The organism is Paenibacillus silvae (genome assembly GCF_014639235.1).
Lineage (GTDB): Bacteria > Bacillota > Bacilli > Paenibacillales > Paenibacillaceae > Paenibacillus > Paenibacillus silvae.
Map to the genome: position 1 here is coordinate 1293507 of NZ_BMFU01000001.1, position 18171 is coordinate 1311677.

Genomic DNA, 18171 nt, shown 5'->3' on the forward strand with positions numbered 1-18171 from the left:
GGAGTCCCCGGCTCACTTCGGGCTTGCCAAGTAGTCCATCACCTTGCCGAATAAAGCTGTGGCCTGATGAGAACTGCTTGGAGAGACGTTCTGCACGAGCACGGCAACAGCATATTTAGGCTCTTCGATGGGGCCGTATCCGATAAACCATTGATGGTTTTTAGGTGCACCCTTCTGCATTACCTGAGCCGTACCTGACTTCCCTGCAACATGCCATCTTGCGTGCTGCAGGGATTTTCCTGTGCCTTGACGGACAACGGTATGCATCCAGCTTACTAATTGATGTGCGGTAGCCGGAGATATTTTTCCTGCTGCCGATGGAGATACATGTAATGGCATCTCCAGCATTGTGCCTCCGTCCGCATACCGGATACGCTGTACAAGTCGGGGAGCAGTCACTTGACCCTCATGCAGCAGTGTCACCACCAGGTTTGCCGCCTGCAATGGAGTAACCAGAACGTCCCGCTGTCCAATGGCTGTCTGAATTCTGGCTCCTTCATCGTCAGACTTGACAGCGGGTGTTCGAATACGCCCCGGCTCTTCGTGGTCAAAATGTTTTAACACAGGCATGCCCGCAACATGCTGCTCCTGCCAGCCTACAGCACGTGCAAGACCCAGGCGGTCCGCAGTCTGTTCCAACTGCTCCATTTGCAGTCTGCGGGCCGTTTCAGCAAAAACAATGTTGCAGGACTCGGCAAAGCCCTGCTCCAGATTCAGTTCCCCATGTCCATGCTGCTTCCAGCAGGAAAGACCATATTTTCCGTAATTGCCTTCACAGTGGAACTGTTCATTCCGGGAAACAACTCGATTCTCCAGTGCGGCGGCTGCAGTTACTATTTTGAAAATAGAGCCCGGTACTGCTGCCTGGATAGCTCGATTTCCCCAGGAGGACGAGTTCTCGGGGTCCACATGCTGTGGATCGTAAAAAGGGCGTGAGACCATGGCACGTACATCTGCGTTCATTGCATCCAGCACAACGACTGCACCTTCCTGCATCCCGGAAGACTGCGTAAGGTCCTCAATGGCTTGCTGTACCCCGGCATCGATTGTCGTTTCCACCATTAAAGGATAGTATTTATTTGCAGGTGCGATAACTCGTGGCTGCATTTCCGAAATAATCTGCCCATTTCCCCCTACCATCCGCGATACCAAAGTCGGACCGATCCCCCTTAATAAAGGCTCCAGCGTTCTCTCCAGCCCGGCAGCTCCAGATTTCATTGCATATGGCTGCTTCACCTCATCCCGGTGGCTATCTGACCCTCCGGATACGGCTGGTTGTTCATTCAAGTATCCCAACCATTGACTGCCGCTTGCTTTGTGGGGGTACCTCACCATAACCGGATAGACATCAATTCCATCGATCTGCAGCTCATGTATGCGTTCCCGCTGCATTTCATTTAGCCGAATGGGCTCTGACCCGCCTCCAGTCCAGAAATGAGGAGTCTGCTCCCGCTGCCACTCCGCTTTGAGTGAATCTGTCTGGCTATTTAGTATTGACGCCAATTGTTCAAGCTTGAACTGCCTCTTATGTTTGTCCGCCTTCGAATTCGAGTCCAATTTGTGCTGTTCTGGAAAAAAAACAAGCCCCCATTCAAGTCTGCCGGTTAATGCGCGTCCATGATGATCCGTAAACTGCCCTCGGCCCGAATCAAGCATCACACCTCGTTCACGCTGCAGCACAGACATCTCACGGAGCGTTCGTTGATATCCTGGCATCACCCGGTTCACCTGCACCATCTGAATCCACCCAAGTCTTAGTGCGAGCATTGTAAAAATGAGTGTCAAGCCCGCGCAAAGAATCGCGATGCGGCGCTTCCATCCAAGCTGCAATTGCACGTGTATATTCCACCCTTGCCGTTTTCAACTATTATCCGTTAACCTGGTTGGAATTATCCGGAAAAATAAAAGAAAACCTGTCCCGATCAGGGACAGGTCCGATAAACATTTTATATGGTGAAACGTGACAATGTCTCTTTCAATTCATTGGATACACTTTCCAGCTTGCCAGACAGGCTTACTAGCTGGTTACTGATATTTTGCTGTTCACTGCTCAATGAAGCAACTTCCTCAGAAGTGGCCGAGGACTCTTCAGCAACCGCGCTGACATTACTCATCGCTTCAGACAATGTAGCCTGAGATTTACTCAGTTCTCCAATGGAGCCTGTAACCATACCAAGACGTTCGACGAATGCACCCATCTGCTCCTGTACAGAAGCAAAGATCACATTGGTATCCTTCACCGCATCCATCTGTTCCTTGAATAACGGGTAGGCATCAGACAGGGCCGAAACCGTTTCATTCATCTCTGTCATAATTTTGTCCGTAATCTCGCCGACCATATCAATGGACTGTCTGGATTGGGCTGCAAGCTGACGAACTTCATCCGCTACAACCATGAATCCACGACCTGCTGCTCCTGCACGTGCCGCTTCAATGGTTGCATTCAGAGACAAAATGTTCGTTTGTTTCGTAATATTTTGCATAACATCCAGCACTTTCAGGACAGAGGATGTGCTTTCTTTCAGGGAATCCACTTTCCTCATCAATGAACCGATCATTTCCTCGGTTTTCTGTGTTTTGGTCATCAGCTGATTCAAATGTTGTGTTCCCGTCTGACTGGACTTCTCCACATGGCGAGCTGAATCGCCCATTTCCTCATTGGCAGCAATGACACTTTCCATCTGGCGAGAAATGTTGTCCGTCAATTCATTGCCTCTCTCTGCTTCTGTCGCCAGACTGCCTGCACCACCCGCAATTTCTTCTGTCGCTACAGCGATCTCAGATGCAGATACCGCTGTTTTCTTGGATGCGTTGCTCAGTTCTGCGGCTGTATCCAGCACTTCCTGCGCAGTACGATTGGTTTGCTCTACCAGATTCGTAATCTGCTCCATCATCGTATTAAATGCAGCGGATAACTGCCCAATCTCGTCTTTGGAAGCGAATGGGGTCCTTACTTTCAGATTACCCTTCGCACCCTCCTGCATCAAATCTTTCAATTTGCTGAGTGGACGTGCAATCATGCGAACCATCCATACACCAATTAATACGGCAATAGCAGCATCTACAAGTGCCATCCACAGGGTCAGTGTCAAAATACCCTTTGCGTCCTTAACCAGCATGGAAGTCGGAATCAAACCGATGAGCTTCCAGGCGGATGTATCCATCGTACTGTATACAGCCAGCATGTTGGTTGCTTTACCATCTACATCATATTCGGCATTCGTACTTCCGGCTGTTTCCGTTAAATCTTTGACAAAGGTTAGATCCGTCTCTTTACCAGTATGATCCGCAACGGTGGAAGCGACCACCCGATTATCAGGAGCAATTAATTGAAGGACTGCACCAGGTCCCAGATCCAATGATTTCAATTGCTCCTCCAGTACCTCCAGCTTCAGCTCAATGATCAGCACGTAGGACTGCGTCGTACCTTGCAGGTTCTTCATGGAACGTGCAATTCGGAAAGTTGGTGATGATCCGTCTGTCTTCTGCTCTGTAGGCAGCCAACGGTATCCGCCTTGCGAAATAAGATCACTGTACCAGGGTTCCTGACGTATGCTTCCCATGGAAGAACTGCTATTCCCTGTGCCCATCACCGATTTGGATTCATCTGTAGGCACAAGATAAATCGCTTCCATGGATTTATTTGTAAATGCAACATTTGATAACTGTTTATTGATTGAGCTCGTATTCACAAAGGTATCATAGGCAGTCAGATTTGGATCTGACATTTTTTGAAGCAGACTTTGCATTTCTGGATCAAAGAAAATCTGAGTAGACGTATCCACAAATCTCTCCAGAATGATATCAAGCTTCTGTTTGGTTTGATCAATGGTTTCCTGATTTGCTCTGGATGCATTGGCCTCAATCGTATTTTTAGCTTTCGAATAGGACAATAGACCTAAACTCACAACCACAATCATAATTGCTGCAAAAAAGATCAAAAATAGCTTAACCCCTACAGACTTGGCTGGATTCACCTTTCTGATCTGTCTAAACGAAGTTCCTCCGAGCCCTTTCCAATCCCGATTTTTCAGCTGTTTTTTCACCCAATCTGTCTTAAGCCGATTAAGCCGGATTTTACTAAAATCAATCTTGAAAGGCTTTTTATTGCCTCCTTCTTTTTTGATTTTGACCGGTTTAGCTTTCTTTACCTTCTGTGTCTTATCAGGCTTAGCCTGTTCGGGCTGTGTAAACTGTTCCCCACTGTCTTTATCCTTCTTTTGAACCAATCCCATTCACCTGCCACTAATTTTCTTGTTAGATTTTTTATCTCTCCCCTATAAATATGTAGTATTCGACAGCATTCCCTCTTTCCCTCCAATTCCTCGGAAATATATTACAACTTTTTTCCTATTTTTCTATAAAAAAATGAGACCCATTTACCGATATAGGGAGGTTTATTTTCAAAAAAAGCATCTCCTTCACCTTTATTGCGGTGATTGGGAGATGCCTTTTTGTGATCCTTTAGTACTGTAGGTGGATTAATGGGTACATTTATCTACTTGCCGCAAACGTTCATTCAGCCATCCAGTGCAATCGGTTAGCATTCATTCTTTCTTAAGACGAAGCTTCCCCTACCCCCAGACTACTGAAAAATCGCTCAACAAAAAACTCACCATATATTTTCTTCATATACGCCGTGTTAAACATGTATTGTTCCATAGAGTCAAGCTTGCGCAAGCTTCGACTCAGTATTTTGCGATCGTCGTCAGACAGTATAAGGTCATCTTCGATCTCCTTCAAAGCCTTTTTGACACGTGCGGATATCTTGGCGATTAGTTTTTGTCTGCCGTTTCCCTCAAACGTAATATCCACCAGCTTGCCAGTAAAGGAACAATTGACGATTTTCGCCACTTGTAAAATCCGATCATTGAATCTGCATTTAACAAAAGAACAGTCGATAAAGGTAGCATTTTCTAAGGTCATGCCTCTCATATCACAGGAGGAGAATTCACAGTTGGTGAAAACAGCTTCGTCTTTGGCCATGCCAACAGAGCGCAAGTCGGAACGAATAAATGTACAATGATCCATTGTACAACCGTCAAAAAATCTCGCATTCGTAAGATCACAGGTATCAAACACAAGCTGATGCAGGTTACAGCCCCAAAATATCGGTGAACCAACATTCGAGTTTGTAATCGTCGTCCCGCTAATCGTTTCGTGTTCATATCTGACCATATCCGAAAATAACCCGTTGTCTACGGACATTCCAGACTCCAGACTTCTCATTCCGATCACCCAATCCACTCCGATGACAGAACAACCTTCCAATCGCTGTAATCCCCAGATTTTTTCGATTCCCTTTTGCTAAAGGAAAAATCCGGTGATAAAGGCGACCGCTCCGCTTTTTCAGGTTTTTTCCGTCCTCTCCGTTCACGTGTAAATGAACAGTTCAACTTATACAAGAAGCAGGTATATAATTTACTTCTTTTTTCTCATCATATCAAAGTAAGACACTGGCTGATCCACTTTCATTTTCACCAGCTGTAACGGATGGCGAGCAGCATCGAGCACATTGCCCTCTTCATCCTGAATTTCGCCAACCACCTGTTTGAAAAACGTACCGTTTGGACCGAAAAATTCAATCTCCTGTCCCGGTTTGAAGTGGTTCCGCTGTTGAATCGTTGCCATGCCTGTAGCTGCATCATAATCCATAACGAGACCGGCAAAGTCGTAAGGCACGGCTTTCTCTTCCGGCTCATAGATGTGATCTTCGTGATCAGGCGTGTCGTAGAAGAATCCGGTATTCAGCGGACGGTTCGCCGCCTTATTCATCTCTTCCACCCACTCGGGTTTCAGCACATAATTTTCAGGATCGGCCATATATGAATCAATAGCCTGACGATATACATTGACCACTGTTGCAACATAGTGAATGGATTTCATGCGGCCTTCAATCTTGAAGCTGTCAACACCGACATCAATCAATTCAGGAATGTGCCCGATCATGCACAGGTCCTTCGAACCCATAGAGAAGGCGTTATCTTGCTCCTGGAATAGAGGCAACTGATTTTCACCCAGCTTGAACGGTGCGGGAGCCTTCATCTGCATGTCCTCTTCACTTACCCAGACCGTACCCTCTCTTGCGTCCTCGAAGAGATCATATTTCCAGCGGCAGGACTGGCAGCAGCCTCCGCGGTTGGAATCCCGGTCTGTAAAATGGTTCGACAACACACAGCGTCCTGAATACGAGGAACACATCGCACCATGAATGAAAGCTTCGATCTCGATATCCACATGATTTTTGATCTCTTCAATCTCTTCAAAGCTTGTTTCACGGCCCAGCACCACACGTGGCAGTCCTTCGTCCTTCCAGAACTTCACAGCCTGCCAGTTCAATGTAGACTGCTGTGTGCTAAGGTGCACTTCAAGACCTGGTACGGCACGCAATGCTACCTCGATAATCGCCGGATCAGCAACGATAACAGCGGAGATGCCTGCATCATACAGGTTCTGCAGGTACGCTTCAATGCCTGCCACATCTTCGTTATGGGCATAAATATTCGTTGCGACGAACACTTTGGCACCATACTTTTTCGCAAACTCCACACCTTCACGCATTTCTTCAAAGCTGAAGTTGTCCGCATTGGAACGAAGTCCATACGCCTGTCCGCCGATATATACAGCATCTGCACCATAGTGAATCGCGAATTTTAATTTTTCCAGATTTCCCGCCGGAGCCAGCAGCTCCGGTTTATCCAGACGGTTACGTTTACCGGAGAACTTCCGCTTGACCGCCACTGTTTCCATCTTGTTCACCTCTTCGATTAATACACTTGTTCTTTGTAGAAAAATCCAAACGACAATTCCCGCTCAGGATCCTGCAGTTCACGAACTTCCTTCAGCCACCGCTCGTCATATTCATACGATTCCGGGTCAGCTTCATACATGTCGATAGCCTTACGATACGCTCTAACCACGGCTTCATTATAAGCAAGAGGTTTCAGCAGCCCCTCAACCTTGAAGCTGTGCACACCTGCCTCCATCATCAGATGAAGATCCTCCAGAATGCAGATATCCTCAGAGCTCATAATATGGGTTCCGTTCATATCCTCATAAATCGGGAATTTCTCATCCCGCCGCTCCGCTTCAATCAGAAACAAGCCACGTTCCTTGCCGAGATGCCCTTCTACCGGACGCCCCTGGTGAGCCATGTAACTTTGCACCAGACTGCGCTTGGAGTGATAAATATTGGTCATCCCATGAACCTGCACCTGCGCTTCCACGTTTAAAAATGGAACCATCTCCGTGATCTCGTCCATATTCAGCTCACGGGCAAGCACAACCCGGCTAGCCCCTTTGGTTCCCCAATAATTTGCTGTGGCATAGTTCGTGGACGTCATCTCTGCGTTCCAGTGCAAACGGATATGCGGAGCATGCTCCTTGATCGCAGCCAGTACGGACGGGTCATTAAACTCAACTGCGTGCACGCCAATCTGGCCCAAAGCCTGCACATATTCAGGCAATTCTTTCAGCAGTTCATTGGACATCAGATTGTTCATAGACACAATAACCTGAGCATTATGCTTCGCAGCCAAAGCTGCGACCTCTGCGGTTTCTTCCATACTGAAGCTGCCCGGCAGGCGCATGCCAAAGCGGTCATCTCCAATTAACAAAGCGTCTGCTCCGGCCTGAAGCAGCGCTTCTGCCTCTTTTACATTAGCCGCCGTCACAAGCAACTCATGTTTCTTACTCATCTAATCCCCTCCGCTTATTGCGCAGCCTTACTTTTGGCTATATTTTGCTGATGTTCCTTGTATGTCTTGGCAAAGAGATGCCCTGAGGTACCATCCTTTTTCGTTACATAGAACAGATATTCCGAAGCTTCCGGGTTCAACGCGGCGTTGATGGACGCAAGACTCGGACTGGCAATCGGACCTGGCGGCAAACCTTTGTTCAAATACGTATTATACGGACTTTGCACCTTCAGATCCTTGAACAGCAGCCTTGCCTTCGGTTTATCCAGCAAATACTGCACCGTTGCATCAATCTCCAGCTTCATGTCGTCTTTAATCCGATTATAGATTACGCCTGATACCAATGCCCGCTCTTTGTCTACAACAACTTCTCGTTCCACAAGCGATGCAATAGTCAACAATTCATGCAGTGAAAGCTTTTTCTCCTCAAGCTTGGCCTGCAAATCAGGAATAGAGTTAACTCTCGTCTCGAATTCTTCCAGCATTCGCTGCATCACATCATGCGTTGTGCTGCCTTTTTTCATTTCGTACGTTTCCGGGAACAAGTAACCTTCGAGTGCATATCGCAGTTCCTCGTCTACTGGTATGCTTTTCATGATCTCCCCATCAAAGGCGGATGGTTCATTCGCCAGCTTGAGGAATTCCTTTTTATCCACAATGCCCTCTGCCGAAAGCTTGTCCGCCATCTGCAAAACGGTGTATCCTTCCGGTATGGTGAACTTCACCATCTCCTCGGGAACGACATCACCGCTGTTCAATTTATGAATAATTTCATCATACGTTACGCCTGGATTCATGGAGTACTTTCCGGCCATAAATTTACCGCCAAGTTTGTTCCACTTCAAATATCCTTTAAATACCAGACTGTTTCGTATTAGTCCTTCTTGCTGAAGCTGATCCGCAATCCGGGAAGTTCCCGATCCGCTTTTGATCTCAAACACGACAGGCTGGGAAGAAGCTTCGACCGGACGCATCATGCTCCATATAAATCCGGCAGCTCCCGCGGCCAGAATCAGCAACACCAACAGCAGTCTCCATATGACTTTGCCTTTCAACAGAGATGCAACTCCTTTACACAACCAAAAAGAGCGGACTGCTCCGCCCTTCCGGTTTTCTCAATTTGAAGCTGATTAATCCTCGTCAATCGGGAGAGTGCACTCGTCATAAAGCTCCGAGATGCTCTCCCACTCGTCGTCATCATCAATCGTAACTAATTCCGGCATGATCTGGTCTTCACTGCCAGGTACAACCCGCAGCAGCTCAACTTCGTCATACGGACGCAATGAACTGCGGAGCACCGCGTACTGCTGCCCATGTACTTCAAATTCAGCGAGCAGTTCATACGGATGTGATTTACCGTTCTCTTCCTCGAGCTCCACATGAGCACCGAATGCCAGACGCAGCGAATCTGTCCATTTCAGGTCTTTGCGATTATATTCCGTCATTTAGTTCGCTTCCTCTTCATCTTCAGCAAGAAATGTATTAAAGGTCTCCTCGACAATATCCCACTCGGCATCATCTTGGATCACGAAAAGTTTGATATCGTCGCCGTCTTCCTCATAACGGAATGCATATACATCCGTCTCGCCATCTTCAGGTTCAACCGGAGCAACCATCATATACTTGGCCTCCGAACCGTCTACTTCGAATTTCATGATGACTTCAAATTCCTCTTCATTACCTTCATCATCTGCAATGTAAATGATCTCGGCTTCTTCTTCCATACCCAGTTGATCTTCAGCCATTGTTGATCCCCCTCACCTTGTACTATTGGCATCCAAATAATTTTGCAAAATCAGGCTGGCGGCCATTTTGTCCACAACCTGTTTGCGTTTTTTGCGGCTGACATCCGCTTCGATCAGCGTACGTTCGGCTGCCATCGTTGTCAGCCGTTCATCCCAAAGGTGAACAGGTAAATTCAGCTCGCCCCGTAGGCGGTCAGCAAACGCAATGCATAGTTCACCGCGCGGTCCTACGGTACCGTTCATGTTCTTGGGGAGTCCAACTACAATCTCGCTGATTTCGTGCTCTTGCACCAATTCAGCAATTCGCGCGAACTCACCTTCATCCCGGCGGCGTTCAAGTACTTCCAATCCCTGGGCAGTCCAACCGAAGGCGTCACTCACGGCAACTCCGATTCTGCGGTCCCCGTAGTCCAAACCTAATTTTTTCATCATGCTCTCCCATCCTAAGGCCTGTGCAAAGCGATAGCTCATCGCCTGCTCAGACTTCAGTCTGTCTTCTGTCGGTTCATTGTTCGTTGTTCTGCATGGCTGCAGATCAACGAAAGCGGCGTATATTACCGGTGATTGGCCAGATAGGAACGTACCAGCTCTTCAATCAGCTCGTCGCGCTCCTTTTTCCGGACCAGACTGCGTGCGTTGTTGTGACGCGGAATGTACGCGGGGTCGCCAGATATCAAATATCCAACGATCTGGTTAATGGGATTATACTCTTTATCGACCAGCGCGTCATATACCGTGAGAAGAATCTCTTGTGAAGATGCCTCCTGCTCATCACCTTTCACATTAAATTTAACCGTCTTATCCATGGAGTCCATTGATGACACCTCGCTCCTGCATGAACATGGGGACCATGTCCTGCCGAATTGATTTCTGTTTATATAATAACATATTCTGACTGCCACAAGTACACAAAGGATAAGGCAATTGTGTTTTTTGCTTGTCCTTTACTGGCTAACGATCGAAACGGCCAGTTTCAGCGCTTCATCCAGCTTACTTGCGTCCTTGCCTCCGGCCTGTGCCATATCGGGACGTCCACCGCCACCGCCGCCGCATACAGCCGCAACTTCCTTGACAATTTTGCCCGCATGCAGACCTTGTTTCACCTGCTCGGCAGGCACCGCAACAACAAAATTCACTTTACCGTCTGCTGGCGCACCCAATACAAGCACAGCATCAGGCAATTTTACTTTCAGTTCATCGGCAACGGTACGCAGTGCATCCATATTCGGTGCATCCACGCGTGCTGCCAGCACTTGTGTATTACCTGCTTGTACGACTTGATCCGTAAGCTGACCCGCTTCCATTGCACTGAGTTTGCTTTGCAAAGATTCAGTCTCTCTTGCCGCTTCTTTCAGCTGCTGATTCAGACCTTCAATCCGCTTAGGCACATCAGTTACATTCGCTTTAAGCAGCGCTGCGGACTGCTTGAGCAGTTCAAGCTGACTTTCCACATACAGATAAGCACCTCGACCTGTTACAGCTTCAATCCGGCGTACGCCAGAGCCTATTCCGCTCTCGCTCACCAGTTTGAAGATTCCGATCTCTGAAGTATTATTTACGTGACAGCCGCCACAAAGTTCCAAACTGTAATCTCCAATCTGAACAACGCGCACGATATCACCGTATTTTTCTCCAAACAGGGCCATAGCGCCCATAGCCTTCGCTTCATCAATGCCTTTCAGCTCGATGTTCACGTTCAGGCGATTCCAGATCTGCTCGTTTACTTGACGCTCGATCTCCGTCAGCTCTTCCGGCGTAATGCTGCCGAAGTGAGAGAAGTCAAAACGCAGACGCTGCGGTTCCACCAGGGAACCAGCCTGATTCACATGCGTGCCCAGCACATCTTTCAACGCTTTATGCAGCAAGTGGGTTGCCGTATGGTTTTTGATAATGTCGCCGCGTTTGGTTGCATCCACTTCGGCTTGAATAACATCCCCCACACAAAGCTCACCAGACTCAATCGTTACCATGTGCACATGCTGCCCTTGCGGAGCTTTAAACAGACCTTGAACCTTTGCTACAGCACTTGCACTGCGAAGCAAGCCCTGGTCACTGACTTGACCGCCGCTTTCCGCATAGAAAGGTGTTCTGTCCAGAATAACCTGAGCGGTTTGTCCCTCGCCTACAGCGTCTGCAAAAGCATCTCCCGCAACAATGGCTACCACTTTTGCTTCCGTCAACAGGTCAGTATATCCAACAAACTCGCTTTTAACCTCCAGGTCGGCCAGAGGTCCGCCCTGAACCTTCATGCTTTCGTTCTCCTGGCGTCCTGCACGCGCACGATCGCGCTGCTCCTGCATCGATGCATCAAAGCCTTCGCGATCTACCGTCAGACCATGTTCAGCTGCATAATCTTCTGTCAGGTCAAACGGGAATCCATACGTATCATAAAGCTTGAACGCTTCTGGTCCACTAATCACCGTACGCCCTTCGGATTTTGCTGTCTCGCTGATATCAGCCAGAATTGCAAGTCCATCGGACAACGTTTCATGGAAACGCTCTTCCTCGGTTTTGATCACTTTGGCAATAAACTCCTGCTTGTCCACCACTTCCGGATAGTACATGCCCATGACTTCACCAACGGTTGTTGTCAGTTCATACAGGAACGGACGATCCAGCCCCAGCACTTTACCGTAACGAACAGCTCGGCGCAGCAAACGGCGGATAACGTACCCACGGCCTTCATTGCTTGGCAGTACGCCATCACCTACAGCAAACGCCACCGTACGAATATGATCGGCAATCACTTTGAGTGCAACGTCAATCTCGACACTATCGTTATATTTTACACCTGCAAGCGCAGCTGTTTTTTGAATCATCGGTTGGAACAGGTCTGTATCAAAGTTGGAATCTACATTTTGCAGAATGGAAGCAAAGCGCTCCAAGCCCGCGCCTGTATCAATGTTTTTGTTCGGAAGCGGTGTATAGCTGCCGTCCTTGTTATGATTAAATTGCGAGAATACAAGGTTCCACACTTCCAGGTAACGCTCGTTTTCTCCACCCGGATACATCTCTGGATCATTCATGTCACTACCGTAGGCTTCGCCGCGGTCATAGAAGATTTCGGTACAAGGTCCGCATGGGCCTTCGCCGATATCCCAGAAGTTTTCATCCAGCTTGATGATCCGTTCTGCAGGCAATCCGATTTTTTCATTCCACAGCTTGAATGCTTCCTCATCTTCCGGATAAACGGTAACGGACAGACGATCCGGATCAAATCCGATCCATTCTTTGCTCGTTAGAAATTCCCAAGCCCAGGTAATCGTTTCTTCCTTGAAATAATCTCCAATGGAGAAGTTACCAAGCATTTCGAAAAACGTATGGTGACGACGTGTTTTGCCGACATTTTCGATATCGTTTGTACGAATACATTTTTGAGAGTTGGCCAGGCGTGGATTCTCCGGCTTCTCCCGTCCGTCAAAGTACGGCTTGAGCGGCGCCATACCTGCATTGATCCACAGCAACGAAGGATCGTTGTGCGGCACAAGCGATGCACTTGGTTCAATTTTGTGACCTTTACTTGCAAAAAACTCAATCCATTTGGAACGAATTTCACTAGCTTTCATACTGGTTGCCCCCATCAAATTATAAGTTCCGCAGCGGTTTCGCTTCGGTTGGTTAACATGAATTCCGGATAACACATGTGTAAAAATAAACACAAAAAACGCCCCTGAATAAATCAGGGACGATGTTATCGCGGTACCACCCTGGTTATTGTTCTTGACCCATTCTAGGCGGGTGAATGAACAATCTCCTCGTTAATGCGAATAACGGTCGCGCCCGGCAGGGTTGTCCTGCACTCCGAAATCAGCTTTCTGCCGCTTCAACTTTCAAGACTTTTCCAGCCAGCGAACTCAGAACATGTCTGAATTCAAAGAAGTCTATTCTCTGAGAAAAGGAACCCTCGGCATACTTCATTTCATCATCGATTTTATTTTGTAAACATACACCCTCATTATATCGACAGAGTCAGCCAGTGTCAACGCGCCGGATAGACGAATCGCAGACATTTCACTCGTTCTGCCATCCTCTGAGCTCATTCCGTTTTCCGTTTAATATAATAAGCGAAAAAGTGCTGCACAATGACCTTGAGTACGGCAAAAACAGGCACTGCCAATATGAGTCCCACAATGCCCGCCAGCTCGCCCCCAACCAGCAGGGCAAAAATAATGGACAGCGGGTGCAGATGCAGGGTACGGCCCACCACCTGGGGCGAAACAACGTTGCTTTCCAGCACTTGGCAGAGTGTATTCACGCCAATAACCAGCAGGACCATTTTGAAAGAAACCGTTGAAGCCATCACCACCGCAGGTGCTGCCCCCAGAAAAGGTCCCAGGTAAGGCACGATGTTGAACACAGCCACGATGCTTGCCAGAAGCAGAGCATAGGGCATATCAATCACAATATATCCGATGTACGCAAAGATGCCAACGATTATACAAACGATAAATTGGCCCCGAATATAGTTGCCGAGAGCGGTATCGATTTCCTTCATAACCGAAACAATCGCCTTACGGCGAGAACGCGGCAGATAAGCCACGATCGTGCGTTCAAACACATCAAAATCTTTTAACATATAGAAAATAAGAAATGGCACAATAAAGACGTTAAAAAGCACATTAATGGTCGCTCCGATATTGTCCATCAGCACGGTAATGCCTTGAGTGAGCCGATCCTCCATCTGAAAAAACCAGCTGTTCATGCCTGAGCGTATGCTCGGCGGCATTAATTTGTGGTCCATGCTATTCATCAGGCTTTGAGCGCGCATCGATAATTCCGGCATGTGCTCGTTTAATTCCTCAAGCTGCTCGATCAGCACAGGGATGACGTTCATTAGAATAACCCCGATGCAGGTGAGGAAAAAAGCATAGATTAACAGCACCGCGATCGAGCGTGGGACCTTGCGTCCACCCAGCATGCTGACAATTGGATTCAGCACATAAGATATAATCAGGGCTACGATGAACGGGGCAAGCACCGTTTTGATGAACCCGTAGATATGTAAAAACAAAGGACGCAGCAGCCAGATAAAATACAAAATAATCAATCCGAGCAGGAGCCAGATCGCATAACGAAACATTTTGTTTTTGGTTAATTGCTCCACCTTAATCTCTCCCCTTGACTGACTCTTTTATCCGGTTGTTGGACTGGCTCTAGAAGTCAGTATATGTAGGAAAGAGATTCTTTATTAACCTAAATCCGGGAAGCGGGTGAGCCAGGCGCATAGAAATTTATTTACGAAAACAAAAAAACGCCCCTTCATTAAAGAATGAGCGCATTTTGCAAAAATGTACAGCATATCATTATACATGTCCCGTATGAGCATATGTAACTGCATCTATATCCATCTGCCGCCGAATTGCGACAGCTTTTATTGACATGTGTTGTCAAAAAACCGCATATAGAGGAAGTTATGCCGCGATTTAAGAAGAAGCATGGATGTGAGGGAAGTCTTGCGGCAGCTCTTCTCCAAAGAAAAGATCATCCAGGGAGCTTAACGTGCCGTCCTCTTCCACCTGATAAACCGACATTTTCTCACCGTTTACCGTTAATTCAATAAAGCATCCCCAGCAATAAAACTGATGGGAGCCAATTTTTCCGATATCTTTTGAACTACAATTTGGACATTTCATATTCATTCACCTATCCGTTAACAGAATGAATGGCATTTTCCAAGCGCTGCTCACTCAGCGGCGGCACCATAATGGCACTTTCTCCGATAGACATATCACTTGTACATGGCAGCCATTTACGGCCCTCGATCAGATCGGACACAAAACCGTCCGTAATTTCAATCCCTATTATTGTATTTCCCAACTCCTGGTCAAAATAAACATCAGAGACTCGTCCGAGCAGCAAACCTTCTTCGGTGAGCACGGACATCTCCTTCAGCTTCGAACGACCAAGGAGGTACGTGTACTTTATGTCGTCGGCCCCCGTCTTGCGGACGGCCTGTTGATTACGGATCATGACGGCATCTTCGCCATAGGCAACGATGTCTTCCCATCGCACCATTTTGACATGATTGGTAAACAGGCCTTTGTTTTCAAGTTCAATGCCTTCAATCTCCCAATCATCATTCACAATGAAATCCTGGATTTTACCGACCTGCTTCCCGTCCTCGACATCAAAAACGGCAAGTCCGATCATTTCCTGAAGCTTCATCGCTGGGTCCCCCTCATCTTCTTCACATTGTATAGGCGCGGCGTTACTGCTAGGTATGCCCAAAGTTGATGAGTGGCAATCAGACGCCGATCATCACACCGCTTCTATGCAACCGATGAAAATGGAACTTCTCCCCTCCTTCTGTTCCAAGTATATAGAGCCCCTTAGGGTCTATTACGCAGGCGTTCGAGAATGGTTCCAATTTTTTCGGCGGTTATGATGATTTCTTTTGTAGTATTACCCAAACCCCAGCTAAATCGAATCGCAGACTGTAAAAATGCCTCCGGCAAATTCATCGCTTGCAGCACATGAGATACTTCCAGCGAGCCAGAAGTACAGGCCGAGCCGCTTGCCACGGCAATATCCTCCATATCCAGATTCATCAGCATCGTCTCGGTAGTTACCTCGGGGAAGCTGATATTGAGAATGTTGGGAAGAACGTGCTCTGCATGGCCGTTTACATGAAAATGTTCAGTTCCAACATGAAGCGCAAGCTGATCGAGCAACAGCGTTCTCAGTTCCAGATCATGCTGAAGATGCGCATCCGCTTCCTCCGTTATAATCTTGAGCGCTTCTGCAAATCCTGCGATACCTGCAATATTCTCCGTACCTGCACGACGTTTGCGTTCTTGCAATCCTCCGTGCGATCTTGCCTCCAGGGTAACCCCGCGTCTGACATACAAGGCACCGACACCTTGAGGCCCGTTAATTTTGTGTGCCGAGAAGCTCATCAGATCTACAGGCAAGTCTCGGCAGGAGATCGGCTGGCTGCCCAGTGCCTGAACCGCATCGGTATGAAACAAAACTCCATGCTCGCGTGCGATTTCCCCAACCTCACGAATGGGCTGAATGGTGCCAACTTCATTGTTAGCATACATCATTGTAATCAACACCGTGTCTGGACGAATCGCTTCCCGCAGCTCCTCCAGACTTATGCGGCCGTATTCATCTACACCCAGATAAGTCACATCGAACCCCTGGCGCTCCAGCTCCTTGCAGGAATGCAGCACGGCATGATGTTCAATCACGGTAGTAATTACATGTTTTCCTTGATCCGCTCGTGCAGCTACCGCACCGAAAATTGCCAGATTGTCACTCTCCGTGCCGCCACCTGTGAAAACAAGCTCGTCCGGATAGCAGCCCAAGGATGCCGCGATCACATCTCTCGCTCCACTGACAGTCCGTTTGGCTTCCCGTCCAAAAGCATGAATACTGGATGCATTACCATACTGCCCGGTCATAACCTTCATCATCGCTTCAGCGACTCGTGGATGCATAGGGGTCGATGCGGCGTGATCCAAATAAATACGTTGCATTGCTGTCACCTCACTGGTTGTTAAAGTTCATTATGTCATTGCATTTCTTTGTCTGGTATAACAAGTCCGATTGACAAATTAATCAAATGTGAACCTGTCGCATCATCGTGTATAATGTAAAATATAACTTTGAAAGGAGAGATTAGCATGAGTGATGCGATCCTTAATCAAATTCTGAATCAGCTGCAGCAGATGGACAAACGTTTTGATCAGGTCGACAAGCAGTTCGATAAGTTTGATAAACGTTTGGATCATATGGAGCAACGGCTCGACAAAATGGATCAACGACTTGACAATATGGATGAACGACTTGATTCGTTTGATCAAAGGCTTAGTACCATCGAAGAGCACACCAAGAACATCCCATTACTTCAGCAAGCTGTTCTGGAAACGCTCGATATCACCAAACGCCTGGAGACTTCTCAAATGACGTTTGAACGTAAAGTAACCTCCGAATTAAACACCCACCAGCACAGTATAGATATACTAAACCGCCGTCAGTTGCGTATGGAAGCAGATATTGAGGCATTGAAAAGCCGTTAGACAAATGCACAGCCTGGCACTCTAACATTGATCAAGTTGCATGTGATCTGGCGGCTTTTCCTTGTTTCATTTAATGCTGATGTACATATAATATTTCATCCAAGATTCACATAAAGATTCAATTAACAAGGCTGATACCACACCAGAGCAATCACGGAATACTTTAATCTCTGTTGGCACGGCTAAAGCCCCCATGTTGTTGGGGGCTTTAGTGTGTCGTCTGGATGATCAACTCATATCGCGGTCTAGATGTAGAACATGTAGCTATCTTTTTTATCCTGATCCTCGAAGCTGATTAAATCTTTCAACGTTGTTGAATCAAGCACATCTGCAATGCTGTCACGAATGCGAAGCCAAAGATCACGCTTTGCCGGGTCATCTTCTTCTGTAAAGTCTACCGGAGAGATTGGTCCTTCAAGTACACGAATAACATCTCCCGCAGTTACTGTTGCAGCATCACCTGCCAAAATATAACCGCCGTATGCGCCGCGGATGCTCTTGACCAATCCGGCATTGCGCAATGGTGCGATCAATTGCTCCAGATAATGCTCCGAGAGCTGGTTGCGCTCGGCAATGCTTTTAAGTGATGTAGGGCCTTCGCCAGTTCTGGCAGCCAGCTCCATCATAATTGTGAGGCCGTAACGGCCTTTTGTCGATATTTTCAAAGGAGTCACCTCTTTCAATTTTCAGAAAAATCATCTAACC

Annotated in this window: 17 protein-coding genes; 1 reads left to right on the plus strand and 16 read right to left on the minus strand. The window is 47.5% G+C overall.

The genetic code is table 11. The features are described 5' to 3' along the window. Positions 1-12: 12 nt before the first annotated feature. From IEW26_RS05800 to IEW26_RS05870, 15 genes are all read right to left on the minus strand, one after another. Entirely contained in the window at positions 13-1836 is a 1824-nt protein-coding gene (locus tag IEW26_RS05800; protein ID WP_308423444.1) for a peptidoglycan D,D-transpeptidase FtsI family protein, read from the minus strand. A 110-nt stretch (positions 1837-1946) separates the two neighbouring features. Further along, the gene (locus IEW26_RS05805; protein ID WP_373288422.1) at positions 1947-4235 is read right to left on the minus strand and encodes a methyl-accepting chemotaxis protein; all 2289 of its coding nucleotides are present in this window, start codon (positions 4233-4235) and stop codon (positions 1947-1949) included. Between the two features lie 322 nt (positions 4236-4557). Beyond that, positions 4558-5229, minus strand: coding sequence for a pentapeptide repeat-containing protein (locus IEW26_RS05810; RefSeq protein WP_188591705.1), 672 nt, complete (start codon positions 5227-5229; stop codon positions 4558-4560). A gap of 192 nt (positions 5230-5421) precedes the next feature. Beyond that, complete coding sequence (locus IEW26_RS05815; protein ID WP_111270135.1) at positions 5422-6750, minus strand: peptidase U32 family protein; 1329 nt, start codon at positions 6748-6750, stop codon at positions 5422-5424. Between the two features lie 17 nt (positions 6751-6767). Next, positions 6768-7697 carry a peptidase U32 family protein gene (locus IEW26_RS05820; RefSeq protein ID WP_111270136.1) on the minus strand — a complete coding sequence of 310 codons (930 nt, stop codon included), beginning with the start codon at positions 7695-7697 and terminating at the stop codon, positions 6768-6770. Between the two features lie 14 nt (positions 7698-7711). Further along, positions 7712-8752 carry an endolytic transglycosylase MltG gene (mltG, locus tag IEW26_RS05825; protein ID WP_229729672.1) on the minus strand — a complete coding sequence of 347 codons (1041 nt, stop codon included), beginning with the start codon at positions 8750-8752 and terminating at the stop codon, positions 7712-7714. Positions 8753-8827: 75 nt separating this feature from the next. Further along, positions 8828-9142 carry a DUF1292 domain-containing protein gene (locus IEW26_RS05830; RefSeq protein ID WP_090915530.1) on the minus strand — a complete coding sequence of 105 codons (315 nt, stop codon included), beginning with the start codon at positions 9140-9142 and terminating at the stop codon, positions 8828-8830. Further along, the gene (locus tag IEW26_RS05835) at positions 9143-9442 is read right to left on the minus strand and encodes a DUF1292 domain-containing protein (RefSeq protein ID WP_090915532.1); all 300 of its coding nucleotides are present in this window, start codon (positions 9440-9442) and stop codon (positions 9143-9145) included. It abuts the gene before it with no gap. Between the two features lie 12 nt (positions 9443-9454). Continuing rightward, entirely contained in the window at positions 9455-9871 is a 417-nt protein-coding gene (gene ruvX / locus IEW26_RS05840) for a Holliday junction resolvase RuvX (protein WP_188591707.1), read from the minus strand. 125 nt (positions 9872-9996) lie between these two features. After that, positions 9997-10257, minus strand: coding sequence for an IreB family regulatory phosphoprotein (locus IEW26_RS05845; RefSeq protein ID WP_090915537.1), 261 nt, complete (start codon positions 10255-10257; stop codon positions 9997-9999). A 129-nt stretch (positions 10258-10386) separates the two neighbouring features. Continuing rightward, positions 10387-13008: an alanine--tRNA ligase gene (alaS, locus tag IEW26_RS05850; protein ID WP_188591595.1), complete on the minus strand. Its 2622-nt coding sequence runs from the start codon at positions 13006-13008 to the stop codon at positions 10387-10389. Positions 13009-13478: 470 nt separating this feature from the next. Beyond that, entirely contained in the window at positions 13479-14546 is a 1068-nt protein-coding gene (locus IEW26_RS05855) for an AI-2E family transporter (RefSeq protein ID WP_111270138.1), read from the minus strand. Positions 14547-14865: 319 nt separating this feature from the next. Beyond that, on the minus strand, positions 14866-15075 hold the full coding sequence (locus IEW26_RS05860; protein WP_090915543.1) for a YrzR-like zinc ribbon domain: 210 nt from the start codon (positions 15073-15075) through the stop codon (positions 14866-14868). Between the two features lie 10 nt (positions 15076-15085). Then, positions 15086-15607: a PRC-barrel domain-containing protein gene (locus IEW26_RS05865; protein ID WP_111270139.1), complete on the minus strand. Its 522-nt coding sequence runs from the start codon at positions 15605-15607 to the stop codon at positions 15086-15088. A gap of 164 nt (positions 15608-15771) precedes the next feature. Then, a complete protein-coding gene (locus tag IEW26_RS05870; protein ID WP_188591596.1) occupies positions 15772-16923 on the minus strand; it encodes a cysteine desulfurase family protein in 1152 nt (383 codons plus the stop codon). A 147-nt stretch (positions 16924-17070) separates the two neighbouring features. Between IEW26_RS05870 and IEW26_RS05875 the strand changes: the two genes are divergently transcribed. Further along, on the plus strand, positions 17071-17466 hold the full coding sequence (locus tag IEW26_RS05875) for a hypothetical protein (protein ID WP_188591597.1): 396 nt from the start codon (positions 17071-17073) through the stop codon (positions 17464-17466). 245 nt (positions 17467-17711) lie between these two features. Here the strand turns inward: IEW26_RS05875 and cymR are convergent, their stop codons facing one another. Beyond that, entirely contained in the window at positions 17712-18131 is a 420-nt protein-coding gene (gene cymR, locus IEW26_RS05880) for a cysteine metabolism transcriptional regulator CymR (RefSeq protein ID WP_111270142.1), read from the minus strand. Positions 18132-18171 lie beyond the last annotated feature (40 nt).